Source organism: Microbacterium sp. NPDC057944 (genome assembly GCF_042887445.1).
Taxonomy (GTDB): domain Bacteria; phylum Actinomycetota; class Actinomycetes; order Actinomycetales; family Microbacteriaceae; genus Microbacterium; species Microbacterium natoriense.
On sequence record NZ_JBHVPJ010000002.1, the window covers coordinates 602,635 to 615,578 of the forward strand.

Below are 12,944 nucleotides of genomic sequence, written 5' to 3' on the forward strand. Positions count from 1 at the left end.
GCTCTGAGCCCGCTGAGGCGCTCAGGCGGTGACGAGAGTGCCGATGGGCTCGCCGAGCAGCGCACGAGTCACGTTGCCCGCGGGCTCCATGCCGAAGACGCGCATGTCCATGTTGTTGTCCATGCACAGGCTGAACGCCGTGGAGTCGACGACCTTCAGGCCGCGCTGCAGCGCGTCGCGGTAGGTGACCCGCTCGATGCGCTCGGCATCGGCATGCTTGTTCGGGTCGGCGGTGTAGATCGCGTCGACGCCGTTCTTGGCGACGAGGACCTCCTGGGCGCCGATCTCGAGCGCGCGCTGAGCGGCGACCGTGTCGGTCGAGAAGTAGGGCAGGCCTGCCCCTGCGCCGAAGATCACGACGCGGCCCTTCTCCATGTGCCGCTCCGCGCGCAGCGGGATGTACGGCTCAGCGACCTGGGTCATCGAGATCGCGGACTGGACGCGGGTGGGTGCGCCTGCCTGCTCGAGGAAGTCCTGCAGGGCGAGGGCGTTCATGACGGTGCCGAGCATGCCCATGTAGTCCGCGCGACCGCGGTCCATGCCGCGCTGGCTGAGTTCGGCGCCGCGGAAGAAGTTGCCTCCACCCACGACGATCGCGATCTCGACGCGATCGACGGCGGCCGCGATGTCACGGGCGATCTGGCTGACGACGTCGGGGTTGACGCCCAGCTGACCGGCGCCGAAGGCCTCACCGGAGAGTTTGAGAAGGACGCGGCGGCGTCCGGTGCGTTCGGTCATGGGTGTTGTCCTCTCGTCCCGATTCAAGATAGTGCCTCTTGGGCATGAAGAAGGGGTTCGGATCGAGACGATCCGAACCCCTTCGACGGTGCTACGCGCCGACCTTGAAGCGCGCGAAGTCCGTCACGGTGATACCGGCGTCCTTCGCCACCTGGGCGACAGAGAGCTTGTTGTCCTTCGCGTAGTCCTGCTCGAGCAGGGCGACCTGCTTGATGAACGCGGACACACGGCCTTCGACGATCTTCGGCAGAGCCGCCTCGGGCTTGCCCTCGTTGCGGGAGATCTCGGTGACGATCTCACGCTCCTTCTCGACGGCGTCGGCCGGGACGTCCTCGCGGGAGAGGTACGACGGGTTGGCGAACGAGATGTGCTGCGCGATGCTGCGAGCGGTCTCCGCATCGTCACCCGAGTAGGCGACGACGACGCCGATCTGCGGCGGCAGGTCCTTGCTCGTGCGGTGCAGGTAGACCTCGACCTTGTCGCCCGAGATGGTGCGGACGCGACGGAGCTCGACCTTCTCGCCGATGATCGCAGCCTCTTCCGAGATGATCGTCTCGACGTTCTTCTCGCCGGCCTGAGCGGCCAGAGCCGCCTCGACCGAGTCCGCCTTGACAGCGGCAGCAGCGTCGGCGACCTTGTCGGCGAGAGCGATGAAACGCTCGTTCTTCGCGACGAAGTCGGTCTCGCAGGCGAGCTCGATGAGCGTCACAGCGCCATCCTGCTCGCGGGCGACGATGAGGCCCTCGCTGGTGGAGCGGTCGGCGCGCTTCGCGTTGCCCTTGGCACCCTTCAGGCGCAGGATCTCGGTGGCCTTCTCGACGTCTCCGTCAGCCTCCTCGAGCGCCTTCTTGGTGTCGACCATTCCCGTTCCGAGCTGCTCACGCAGCGCCTTGAGGTCGGCGATGGTGAAGTTGGCCATGTGTGGTGGCTCCTTGCTTCGTAGGTGTGTGTGCGTGGTGTTCGCGTGGATTACTTGGAGTCTGCTGCCTCGGCGGCGGCGACCTCTGCGGTCTCCTCGCCGGACTCGACCGCGACGGCCTCGTCGTGCGCCTCGGCGCCGGCCTCGTCGGCTGCGGCGACCGCGGGGGCCTCGACGAGCTCGGCGGCGTCAGCCGGAGTCTCCTCGGCCGGGGTCTCGAGAAGCTCGCGCTCCCAGTCCGCGAGCGGCTCGGCGTCGCCGGTCTCCGGGTTGTGCTTCTGCTGGAGACCCTCGGCGGCTGCATCCGCGATGATGCGGGTGAGCAGCGAGACGGAGCGGATCGCGTCGTCGTTGCCGGGGATCGGGTACTGGAAGTCGTCCGGGTCCGCGTTGGTGTCGAGGATGCCGATCACCGGGATGCCGAGCTTCTTGGCCTCGTCGATGGCGAGGTGCTCGCGCTTGGCGTCGACGACCCAGAGGGCGGACGGCGTCTTGGTGAGGTTGCGGATACCGCCGAGCGACTTGTGCAGCTTGTCGAGCTCGCGCTTCTTGAGGAGGAGCTCCTTCTTCGTGAAGCCCGAAGCGGCCGGGTTCTCGTAGTCGAGCTCCTCGAGCTCCTTCATGCGAGCGAGACGCTTCGCGATGGTGGAGAAGTTGGTGAGGAGTCCACCGAGCCAGCGCTGGTTGACGTAGGGCTGGCCGACGCGGGTGGCCTGCTCTGCGAGGATCTCCTGCGCCTGCTTCTTGGTGCCGACGAAGAGGATGGTGCCGCCGTGAGCGACGGTCTCCTTGACGAAGTCGTACGCCTTGTCGATGTAGCCCAGCGACTGCTGCAGGTCGATGATGTGGATGCCGCTGCGCTCGGTGAGGATGAAGCGCTTCACCTTCGGGTTCCACCGGCGGGTCTGGTGTCCGAAGTGCACGCCGCTGTCGAGCAGCTGGCGGATGGTGACCACAGCCATGGTCGTCTCCTTGTTCTGGCGCGGTTCTGCGCCGTTGAGGTTATCGCCGATCGGATGATCGGACTGCCTGGTGCCCGACACACGCCCGCCACCTCTTGCGAGATGGACCTGTGGGAGTGGATGCCACGACCTCCGCAGAAATGCAGTGGTCGCTCAGGGCACGCGTAGTCACCTCGATTTCGAGGTGCCCCTTCAGCATACAGGATGCCGTCGCCTCCACTCCTCCTTCACAACGGCAGACCCGACGCCGCTTCTCCCCCGCTTCCGTCCGGTATGCGCTCTGCATCGCAGCGTCTCCGTCCGTGCGGGGCAGTATGACGCTCATGCGCACCCTGGAACGTCTCGGCACCGGCACTCTCCTCATCGCTCTCCTCCTGCTCTCGCACATGCCTGCGGACGGCGCGCTCACGTCAACGAACCGAGCGTTCGCACCTGTGAGCGGAGTCTTCACGCCGATCAGCGGGTCCCTCCTGTCTGCCAGTGGAACGGTCTCACCTGGGAGCGGGATCCTCACGACAGGGAACACCGTCCTCACGTCTGCGAGCGGGGTCCTCACACCTACAGTCCAAGCCGTCGCGTCCGTAAGCGGAGCCCTCCCACCTGCAAGCCAAGCCGTCGCGTCTGCAAGAGGGACCCTCCCACCTGCAAGCCAAGCCGACGCGTCTGCAAGAGGGACCCTTCCACCTGCAAGCCATACCGACGCGTCTGCGAGCGGGACCCTCACACCTGCAAGCCATACCGACGTGCCTGCGGGCGGGGCCTTCGTGTCAGCAGGGGATCCGGCCGGCGACTATCCGCGGTGGGCGTGGCCGCTCGACGGGGCGCACGAGGTGACCGCTCCCTATCGCGCCCCCGCGCATGAGTACGGCCCTGGCCACCGGGGTACCGATCTGGCTTCCGCGCCCGGTTCCGTCGTTCACGCACCGGCAGACGGCGTCGTGGCGTTCCGCGGGTTCGTCGTCGACCGCGCTCTGCTCACGATCGAGCATCCCGGCGGTTACGTGTCGACCTTCGAGCCGCTGACGTCGGACCTGTCCCCCGGAGACGTCGTGTCGGCCGGCCAGCCGATCGGGAGCGTCGCGACCGGCGGTCACGCGGTCGAAGGCACACTGCACCTCGGAGTTCGGCTCGGCGGCGCCTACATCAATCCGATGCTTCTCTTCGGAGACGTGCCCAGGGCGGTGCTGCTTCCGTGCTGCGCCCCGCTCTAGGCCGGGGTCGCCCGCCGCACGCGTCCGAGATTGCGTCGGAGAAAGGCAGCCGCTCACGCGCTGGCGTGATCATGCACGGGGATGCGCCAGACGATACGTCGCCGTCAGACGCTCGGCTGACACATGGGTGTAGATCTGCGTCGTGCCGAGACTGGCGTGCCCGAGGATCTCCTGCACCGCGCGGAGGTCCGCTCCCCCGTCGAGCAGGTGAGTGGCGGCCGTGTGCCTGAGTGCGTGCGGCCCCACGGTCTCCGCCCCAACGAAAGGGGCGAGCGCGTCGGCGACCAGCGAGTACACGGTTCGGGGACCGACGCGAGCCCCACGAGCCCCAAGGAACACCGCGGGCGTTGCGGTCTCGGCTCGTGCACGGAGCGACGGACGCGCTCGGGTGAGGTAGCCGGCGACCGCGATGCGCGCCGGCACCCCGAACGGAACCACCCTCTCCTTCGCACCCTTTCCGAGAACACGGGCGGTGCCGCGGTCGAGATCGAGATCGTCGATGTCGAGCCCGCACAGTTCTGAGACGCGGATTCCGGCTCCGTACAGGAGCTCCAGGATCGCGTGGTCTCGCAGGGCGATCGGATCTCCCTCGACCGCCGCAGCCTGTTTCGTTTCGAGAAGTTCGCGCATCGCGTCCTGAGAGGCCACCGTCGGCAGCGTTCGCCCACGCTTGGGCGCGACGAGGCGAAGGCTCGGATCGTGATCGATCAGCTCCTGCTCGAGCGCCCACGTGAAGAACGAACGGGCTGCCGCCGCACGCCGTGCGAGCGTCGATCGCGCATCACCTCTCTGCGTGGCTTTCCAGAGCCAGTCGCGCAGCACCTCGAGATCGACCGCCGCGAGATCGGCGCCGTCGAACGACTCACCGAGGTCACGCAGGTCCGACCGATAGGCGCGCACCGTCGCCGGCGACAGCCGCCGCACCTGCTGCAGATGCTCGGTGAACGTCTCCGCCGCCGCCGCGAACTCCATGGATACAGCTTGCCCCGCCCTGCATCCAGCACCGCTCAGCCTCGCCGCTTCGGCGTCATGCTCACCACCGCTCACCCGCGCCGTTTGAGCCTCCTGCTCACCCCCGCCGCTTCAGCCTCATGCTCACCCCGCCGCTTCGGCATCATGCTCACCCCGCCACTTCGGCCTCATGCTCACCACGGCTCACCATGACCACTTCGGCGTGATGCTGAATGATCTGCCGTCGACGCTGTCAGAGATGAGGTGCTCTCGAGATCACGCCGCGCACATCGCTGCGATCTGAGGCCTCCTATCCCCCGTCGCGTACCGGTGTGCGTCGCCATCCGTTGTCTCTGCGGTCGACCACGGACTCGACTTCGAGAAGGCCGAGCAGGGCAGTGACCTTCTCCGGCGCCAGACCGCTCCGTCGCGCGAGTTCCTGTGTCGAGGCACGCGAGCGCGTCGACAGGGCGTCGAGCAGCCTCGTCAGCTCGGGATCGGTGAGGTTCGCGTTCTGGTCGTGACCGGTATCTCCCCATAGTTCTCGGATCTCCGCTGTCGTCGTGACGCAGCGCGCGTCGTACTCGCGAAGCAGACGATGGCAGCCCGCTGACGCCGCGGAGGTGACCGGTCCGGGGACCGCACCGAGTGGACGCCCGAGGGACGCCGCGTGCCCGGCCGTGTTGAGCGAGCCGCTCCTCCACCCCGCCTCGATGACCACGGTGGCCTGGCCGAGCGCCGCGATAAGCCGATTCCTGCTCAGGAACCTCCACTTGGACGGCGCCGTACCGCAGGGAACCTCGCTGACCACCGCGCCGCTCCTGGCGATCGCCCCCAACAACTCCTGATGTCCCTGCGGATAGGCCCGATCCACGCCACCTGCCAGCAGCGCTACGGTCGCCCCGCCGACCCCGAGCGCTGCCCGATGCGCCGCTCCGTCAATTCCGTACGCGCCGCCCGAGACGATCACGACTCCGCTCGCTGCGAGATCCCCTGCGAACTCCGACGCGAGCGACTCTCCATAGGTGCTCGATGCCCTCGCACCGACGATCGACACACGAGGCGACGCAGTGAGCACGGCAGCGTCCCCACGCACCCACAGCATCGTCGGTGCATGGTGCCCGAGGTCATCGAGGGACTCGGGCCAGAAGTCGTCGCCGGGGAGGAGCAGGGTCGCCGCAACGTGCTCCGCGTCAGTCACGGCGCTGCGGACGGCGTCTACAGAGGCACGAGGACGCCATCTGCCGAGTGCGTCTCTGAGCGCGCGCGACCGTCTCTGGTACGCGAGGGAGCCCGCGTCGTCGGCGAAGGCGAATCGGAGCGCCTCCTCTGCACCCAGTTCGGCGATCAGAGCTCCGGCGACGGCATCGCCCGGTTCGACGAGGACATTCCACGCGACCCGGGCAGCGACATCCGCGATGTCATCGTCGGGGTGCGCCCGCCGGAGGGCCTTCACGAGCGCATCGTCCCGAAGCAGTACATCGATCACGACGCACCGCCTCTCTTGAGCACCAGCGCTCGCCCGACCTCGTCGAGCGAGGGTCGCTCGCGGCCCTCGAGGTCTGCCATGGTCCAGGCAAGGCGCAGGACGCGGTCGTACCCTCGAAGTGTCAGGGCGCCGCGTTCCAAAGCGCGCTCCAACGGCACCCGTGCAGCCTGATCGATCCGCTGCGATGTCTGGCGCAACCAGGTTCCGGGAACATCGCCGTTCAGACGCCATGGCGTGCCCTTCAGCCGAGCGGTCGCCCGTTCCCTGCCTTCGACGACACGCTGCTGCGCCTCCGCCGAGGACAGCGCGGATCGCCCACCGGACGTCGCCCGCGAGGTCGCGACACGCGCCACGGGCAGGTCGATGTCGATCCTGTCCCGGAGGGGACCGGAGAGTCGCGTCGCATACCGTCGAATGGCCACGGACGGGCAGACACACTCCGCCCCGCGCACACCGTAGTTGCCGCAGGGGCAGGGATTCATCGCGAGGAGCAGTTGGAACCGCGCCGGGAAGTGAGCCGTGAAGCCGGCGCGGTGCACGTCGATCTTCCCTGACTCCAGCGGTTGCCTCAACGCATCCAGCGCGACTCTGGAGAACTCCGCCGCTTCGTCGAGGAACAGCACCCCGCGGTGCGCACGGACGATCGCCCCCGGGCGCACGGCACGAGATCCTCCGCCCACGAGCGCGGTGACCGAGGCGCTGTGGTGCGGTGCCTCCAGCGGAGCTCTGTGGTCGAGCGCCGCGACGGAGCCGCCGGTCAGAGACCTGATCGATGCGACCTCCAATGCCTCGCCCTCCGTCAACCTCGGGAGTATCCCCGGCAGTCTTCGGGCGAGCATCGTCTTTCCCGCGCCGGGAGGACCGCTCAACAGCATGTGGTGCCCTCCAGTGGCCGCGACGATGAGCGCCGTCACCGCTTCGTCCTGGCCCACCACGTCCGCCAGATCACCGTGAGCCTCGGGTTCGACGGGAGGGGCCGCGGCAGGCACGGGATCGACCTCCGGAACCACCACATCTGCTCCGTGCCAGACGGCGACCTCCGCCAGCGAGCGAGCCGCGCGCACGTCGACACCCGGTACGAGACGGGCTTCGTCGGCATTCGCATGAGGGACGATCACCTGGTCGAAGCCGGCGCGTGCCGCCGCGAACACGGCGGGCAGCACCCCGGGCACCGGTCTCACCCGACCATCCAGACCGAGTTCGCCGATGTGCACCGTGCGGGAGATCGACCTCTGCTGCACCGCTCCTCCGGCAGCCAGTGCCGACACGGCGATCGCCAGGTCGAATCCCGATCCGTGCTTGGGAAGACTCGCGGGTGACAGGTTCACGGTGAGTCGTCGGCGCGGAAGGTCGAGCTCCGCGTTCTTGCACGCATTGTGGACGCGCTGGACCGCCTCACCCAGGGCCTTATCGGGGAGGCCGATGATCTTGAACTCCGGCGTCTGATTCGAGAGGTCTGCCTCGACCTCGACCAGATGCCCGTCGACCCCCGACAACGCGACCGCCCAGGTCCGCGCCGTCGTCATGACAGATCCTTCAGGTGTTCGAGCACTCCGGCATCCGGATCGGGTCCGATCACGCCGATCGCGTCGAGCCGGACCGTCCTTCCCCGAACCTGATCGGAGTGACGCTCCATCCAGGCATGTGCGAGCTGCCAGAGCCTGCGTCGTTTTCGTGCGTCTATCGCCTCGAACGGATGGCCGAACGCCGTCGACCGACGGGTCTTGACCTCGACGATCGCGAGCACCTGGCCCTGCGCGGCGACGATGTCGATCTCACCCTGCGGACATCGCCAGTTCCGGTCGAGTATCTCGTACCCGTGGTCGATCAGATAGCGGGTCGCCCGCTCTTCCCCCGCTGCGCCGAGGTCGTCTTTCGCTGCCATGTCGACAGCCTGCCGATCTGCCTCACGAGGAGCGCGAGCGCGCTCTCACCATTCCGCGAATCGGTGGACAACTCGCCGAGGATCGCCTCCTGGGGACGGCTACTCGCCGTCGAGGGAGAGCTCCTGCGGAAGCTCGAACTCCCGACGCTGCAGCTCTTCGACGTTGACGTCCTTGAACGTGAGGACGCGCACGGCCTTCACGAAGCGATCAGCGCGGTAGATGTCCCACACCCAGACATCGCTCATCGAGATCTCGAAGTAGAAGTCGTGCTCGGTGTCACGACGGACGACGTTCACCTCGTTCGCCAGGTAGAACCGGCGCTCCGTCTCGACGACGTACTGGAACTGGGAGACGACGTCCCGGTACTCGCGGAACAGCGCCAGCTCGAGTTCGCGGTCGTAGTCGTCGAATGCTTCCTCATCCATGATGTGTCCATCCTAGAGTCGTGCGCACCACCGCGCGGCACGGAGCCGCTCAGAACGCGGATCAGAACAGCGTGGGAGCGTCTGTGATCGCCCACGATGCACGGTGATAAGGAGACAGTCCCCGTGCGCGGATCGCATCGCGATGCTCGGGGCTGGCATAGCCCTTGTTCCTGTCCCATTGGTAGTCGGGATGAGAGAGATGCAGCTCGGCCATGTGCGTGTCTCTCGCGACCTTCGCGATCACCGATGCCGCCGACACCGATGCGCAGTCGCGGTCGGCCTTCACCTGGGAGCGCACGCGGAGCGGCACCGGGTGCACCCGAGAGACGTAGTCATGGTTCCCGTCGAGCAGCACGAGAGCGCTCTCGATGGCGACGCCCTGATCCACCACGCTCTGCACGGCTCGTGACGCCGCGAGCCCCAGCGCCCTCATGATCCCGACCTCGTCGATCTCCGCCGCACTGGCCCAACCGACACCGGATGCACGCACCCAGGCCGCGGCGCGCGCTGCGACGTCCGGGCGACGCTTCTCGGTGACGAGCTTCGAATCACGCAGGCCTTCGGGAACGCGACGACGTGCACCAGCCGCATCCATCACGGCCGCTCCGACAGCGACCGGTCCCGCGAGCGCGCCCCTGCCCACCTCGTCGAGCGAGATGATCAGCTCGCACTCGCTCAGGAGCTTCCGCTCGAGGGTGAGCCTGGGCGCGACGACGGTCATTCCGGATCCGGTACGCCGTTGAAGGTGTCGTGGTGGCCGTCGATCGTCCCGAAGCGGTTCAGGGGCCAGGTCGTGAGGAACGCCTTGCCCACGACGTTCGCGAGAGGCACGAAGCCTCCGCTCGGGAGATCCTGATGCTCACGGGAATCGCGCGAGCGATCGCGGTTGTCTCCCAGCAGCCAGAGGGAATCCTTCGGAACCACCACATCGAAGGGCGCGTTGGAGGCGGCCGTGTCCCCCTGCGGGAGGTTCAGATAGGACAGCTCGTCGATGGGGGTGCCGTTGATGGTGATCTGGCCGAGCGCGTTGCAGCACACGACGTGATCGCCGGGGAGCCCGATGATCCTCTTGACCAGATGATCCTGCGAGTCGGTCGCGGAGATGCCGACGAGGTTGAGAACCCAGTCCACCGCCTGCACGAGCGGCGGCGCCGCCGGGGTCTGCGGCTGCGGGTCCAGCCAGCCGCCCGGGTCCTTGAACACCACGACGTCACCGCGCTCGTAACCCGTCCAGTGCGGGGTGAGCTCGTCGACCAGGATGCGGTCGTTGACCATGAGCGTCTGCTCCATGGACGCCGACGGGATGTAAAAGGAGCGCACGACGAAGGTCTTCACGACGAAGGACACCAGCGCGGCGATCAGCACGATCACCAGGACGTCGCGCAGGAAGATGAGGAACCCGCGGCGCCGCTTGACGGGTGGCGTGGACGCGGTGGCGGGCTCAGTCGTCATCAAGGTTCCTTCACAGTCTCGCACCGCTCTGAGACGGCACTACCAAGGGTCGCACATCCGGCGCAAAACACAGCACCCCGGAACATCGTGTCCCGGGGTGCTGTGGAGAACCTGCGCGTCAGTTGTCGCGCTTCTCCTTGATCTTCGCCTTCTTGCCGCGCAGCTGGCGGAGGTAGTAGAGCTTCGCGCGACGCACGTCACCGCGGGTGACGACCTCGATGTGGTCGATCACCGGGGAGTGCACCGGGAAGGTGCGCTCGACGCCCACCTGGAAGCTGATCTTGCGGACCGTGAAGGTCTCGCGCACGCCGTCGCCCTGTCGGCCGATGACGACGCCCTTGAAGACCTGGACGCGAGAGCGGGTACCCTCGGTGATGTTCACGTGGACGTTGACGGTGTCGCCGGGGTTGAAGACCGGGATGTCGGAACGGAGCGAAGCCGCATCGACGGCGTCGAGGATCTGCATGATCGTCTCTTTCTGCACTCGCCTCAGGTCGGTTGCATGTTTTCAAAGGAACAAGAACGGATGTGCATCGTACGGCGCTTGCGCGTCCGCGGGTTCCCCTGAGGCAGAACCGGTCACGGCACAAACATCCATTCTGCCATGGATGCGTGCCGCGGCCAAAACGAGGATCAGTCGCGGGGGTCGGTCTCCCGCACGACGATGACCTCGTGCACGGTGGTCTGCGGCGCGGGCTCGTCCGGCGCGGGAACCGTCGACCACGAGATGGTCTCCCGGAGACGGGCGCCGCTGCCCTTCGCCTCGCTCCACAGCTGCCACAGCTGGAGCCAGACGAGCGCGATGCCCACGATGATGGCGCCGGCCAGCAACCAGCCGAATGCGCCCTCGATGAAGCAGCCGACCGCGATGGTGAGCGCATGCCAGAGCGTGAAACCGGCGACGTCCCACCAGGACACCGCCCGCTCGATGCGGACCGATGGGCGGGAGCGCGTGAGCAGCGTGAGGAGCAGCTGCCCGACGAAGACCGAGGGCACCGCGATGAACAGCACCCAGAGCATCCCCCACCCCGCGTGGAAGACGATCCCCCCGATGACCAGCCAGAGCGGGAGCAGGAAGGCAGCCGGAAGCAGCCACCGGAAGAACGCCTGACGCAACCACATGCTCAGATCGTACGACGCGCGGCCCACCCTCACCCCGGTGTTCGCTGTGAGCGCGCGGAACTCCGTGGCCGCCGCATCAGGGAGAATGGAGTGGACGAGAGGACACCCCATGATCGAACTGCGCACCCCTGCCGAGATCGACGAGATGCGCGCAGCCGGGCGATTCGTCGCCGAGACCCTGGCGACCCTGCGCGACGAGACGAAGGTCGGCACGAACCTCCTCTCGATCGACCGTCGCGCACACGACATGATCCGCAAGGCCGGCGCCGAGTCCTGCTACATCGACTACCACCCCTCGTTCGGAGCGAGTCCGTTCGGCAAGGTCATCTGCACCTCGGTGAACGACGCGGTCCTGCACGGACTCCCCCACGACTACACGATTCGCGACGGGGACCTCGTGTCGCTCGACTTCGCCGTGTCCGTGGACGGCTGGGTCGCCGATTCGGCGGTGTCGTTCGTCGTCGGCACCCCGCGCGATGAGGACCTCCGCCTCATCGAGACCACGGAGCGCGCGCTGGACGCGGCGATCCAGGCCGCTGTCGTCGGCAACCGCATCGGCGACATCTCCGCAGCCATCGCCGCCGTGTCGCACGGCGAGGGCTACTCGATCAACACCGATTTCGGCGGTCACGGGGTCGGACGCATCATGCACGGCGACCCGCATGTGCCCAACGACGGGCGAGCCGGTCGTGGCTTCCCGCTGCGCGCGGGACTCGTGTTCGCACTGGAGCCGTGGCTGCTCGCCACCACGGACGAGCTGATCACGGACCCCGACGGCTGGACGCTGCGCAGCGTGGACGGCTCTCGGGGTTCGCACTCGGAGCACACCGTCGCGGTCACCGAGAACGGTCCGATCATCCTCACCGACCGTTCCTTCCTCGGCGTCGACTGACTCAGCCGCCGAGTCGCGTCGGCTTTCCACGACGCGACGGGCCCCCGCACGCCGTCGTTCGGGCGAAGCGAACAGTTCCTCACGCGCGACGGTACAGGTACACGTCCGTGAGATTCGGCAGATCGAACTCCGTGCGCCCGGCGATGTCGACATGCTCATCGAGCACACGATGGACGTCGGTCAGCATCTTCGCGCGTCGCGGCTCATCGGCGACGAGGAAACTGCTCACCGTGGTCCATCGACCGATGTAGTCGTCCCGTGAGATGACCTCCCGCCAGGTGAGCTCCTCGTGGCGGACGAAGCGGAATCCGGGAAGCTCCTCCGCGGCGGCGCGCGTGGTGTCGTCTGACGCACCGACGGCCGGGTGCACGATTCGATGGCACGAACGGTTCCCCGCGCATGCAGGATCGGCGCGGTTCCAGATCAGCGCCATCGCGCCTCCGGGAGCGAGTACTCGGGTGATCTCGGCGCAGGCCGGCTCGCGATCGAACCAGTGGAACGCCTGAGCGACGGAGACGGCGTCTGCGGCCCCGTCCTCCAGCGGAATCCGCTCCGCGGTGCCGCTCAGTGCGGTCACCTCGGGCAGTTTGGCATGCAGCACGTCGAGCATGGCGGTCGACGGCTCGACGGCGACCACACGATCGGCGCGCTCGATCAGCAGTTCGGTGAACTTGCCGGTGCCCGCACCGAGGTCGAGTATCGTTCCCACCCTGTCGGGGGCGAGGAGATCGACCGCCCCGGCTGGGAACCCTGGTCGGTATCTCTCGTACTCCGACCCGATCCCCTCGAAGGAGCGCGCCAGGGTTTCATCGACCATGACTCGACGCTATCAGCGCAGGGCGCGCCCGGATCGACACGCCTGTGCCATATTGAGTGCATGATTCCCCAGGATCGTCA

The 12,944-nt window shown here is 67.4% G+C and carries 15 protein-coding genes; 2 read left to right on the forward strand and 13 right to left on the reverse strand.

The genetic code is table 11. The features are described 5' to 3' along the window. Nucleotides 1-21: 21 nt before the first annotated feature. From pyrH to rpsB, 3 genes are all read right to left on the reverse strand, one after another. Entirely contained in the window at nt 22-738 is a 717-nt protein-coding gene (pyrH, locus tag ACFVRO_RS12295; protein WP_105673366.1) for a UMP kinase, read from the reverse strand. Between the two features lie 91 nt (nt 739-829). Then, nucleotides 830-1,657: a translation elongation factor Ts gene (gene tsf, locus ACFVRO_RS12300; protein WP_223586472.1), complete on the reverse strand. Its 828-nt coding sequence runs from the start codon at nt 1,655-1,657 to the stop codon at nt 830-832. Nucleotides 1,658-1,707: 50 nt separating this feature from the next. After that, complete coding sequence (gene rpsB / locus ACFVRO_RS12305) at nt 1,708-2,619, reverse strand: 30S ribosomal protein S2 (protein WP_223586473.1); 912 nt, start codon at nt 2,617-2,619, stop codon at nt 1,708-1,710. A gap of 764 nt (nt 2,620-3,383) precedes the next feature. Between rpsB and ACFVRO_RS12310 the strand changes: the two genes are divergently transcribed. Continuing rightward, on the forward strand, nt 3,384-3,830 hold the full coding sequence (locus tag ACFVRO_RS12310; protein ID WP_386952671.1) for a murein hydrolase activator EnvC family protein: 447 nt from the start codon (nt 3,384-3,386) through the stop codon (nt 3,828-3,830). A gap of 69 nt (nt 3,831-3,899) precedes the next feature. Here the strand turns inward: ACFVRO_RS12310 and ACFVRO_RS12315 are convergent, their stop codons facing one another. The 9 genes from ACFVRO_RS12315 to ACFVRO_RS12355 all read right to left on the reverse strand — a co-directional run bounded on the left by ACFVRO_RS12315 (nt 3,900) and on the right by ACFVRO_RS12355 (nt 11,155). Further along, on the reverse strand, nt 3,900-4,802 hold the full coding sequence (locus ACFVRO_RS12315) for a tyrosine recombinase XerC (RefSeq protein WP_386952674.1): 903 nt from the start codon (nt 4,800-4,802) through the stop codon (nt 3,900-3,902). Between the two features lie 289 nt (nt 4,803-5,091). Further along, the gene (gene dprA / locus ACFVRO_RS12320) at nt 5,092-6,270 is read right to left on the reverse strand and encodes a DNA-processing protein DprA (RefSeq protein ID WP_386952677.1); all 1,179 of its coding nucleotides are present in this window, start codon (nt 6,268-6,270) and stop codon (nt 5,092-5,094) included. After that, nucleotides 6,267-7,796 (reverse strand): YifB family Mg chelatase-like AAA ATPase, encoded by a 1,530-nt coding sequence (locus ACFVRO_RS12325; RefSeq protein WP_386952680.1) that lies wholly within the window; start codon nt 7,794-7,796, stop codon nt 6,267-6,269. Before ACFVRO_RS12325 ends, dprA begins: the two co-directional genes overlap by 4 nt. Beyond that, entirely contained in the window at nt 7,793-8,155 is a 363-nt protein-coding gene (locus tag ACFVRO_RS12330) for a YraN family protein (RefSeq protein WP_386952682.1), read from the reverse strand. The genes ACFVRO_RS12325 and ACFVRO_RS12330 overlap by 4 nt, the downstream gene beginning before the upstream one ends. A gap of 99 nt (nt 8,156-8,254) precedes the next feature. Then, the gene (locus tag ACFVRO_RS12335; RefSeq protein ID WP_017204525.1) at nt 8,255-8,581 is read right to left on the reverse strand and encodes a DUF2469 family protein; all 327 of its coding nucleotides are present in this window, start codon (nt 8,579-8,581) and stop codon (nt 8,255-8,257) included. Between the two features lie 61 nt (nt 8,582-8,642). After that, the gene (locus ACFVRO_RS12340; RefSeq protein ID WP_386952685.1) at nt 8,643-9,302 is read right to left on the reverse strand and encodes a ribonuclease HII; all 660 of its coding nucleotides are present in this window, start codon (nt 9,300-9,302) and stop codon (nt 8,643-8,645) included. Continuing rightward, nucleotides 9,299-10,033 (reverse strand): signal peptidase I, encoded by a 735-nt coding sequence (gene lepB / locus ACFVRO_RS12345; RefSeq protein ID WP_105673359.1) that lies wholly within the window; start codon nt 10,031-10,033, stop codon nt 9,299-9,301. The genes ACFVRO_RS12340 and lepB overlap by 4 nt, the downstream gene beginning before the upstream one ends. A gap of 118 nt (nt 10,034-10,151) precedes the next feature. After that, the gene (rplS, locus tag ACFVRO_RS12350; RefSeq protein WP_105673383.1) at nt 10,152-10,499 is read right to left on the reverse strand and encodes a 50S ribosomal protein L19; all 348 of its coding nucleotides are present in this window, start codon (nt 10,497-10,499) and stop codon (nt 10,152-10,154) included. Between the two features lie 167 nt (nt 10,500-10,666). Beyond that, the gene (locus ACFVRO_RS12355; protein ID WP_105673382.1) at nt 10,667-11,155 is read right to left on the reverse strand and encodes an MFS transporter permease; all 489 of its coding nucleotides are present in this window, start codon (nt 11,153-11,155) and stop codon (nt 10,667-10,669) included. A 109-nt stretch (nt 11,156-11,264) separates the two neighbouring features. Between ACFVRO_RS12355 and map the strand changes: the two genes are divergently transcribed. Beyond that, on the forward strand, nt 11,265-12,047 hold the full coding sequence (gene map / locus ACFVRO_RS12360; protein WP_386952688.1) for a type I methionyl aminopeptidase: 783 nt from the start codon (nt 11,265-11,267) through the stop codon (nt 12,045-12,047). 79 nt (nt 12,048-12,126) lie between these two features. Here map and ACFVRO_RS12365 read toward each other — a convergent pair whose 3' ends face one another. Then, on the reverse strand, nt 12,127-12,864 hold the full coding sequence (locus ACFVRO_RS12365; RefSeq protein WP_386952690.1) for a class I SAM-dependent methyltransferase: 738 nt from the start codon (nt 12,862-12,864) through the stop codon (nt 12,127-12,129). Nucleotides 12,865-12,944: the final 80 nt, after the last annotated feature.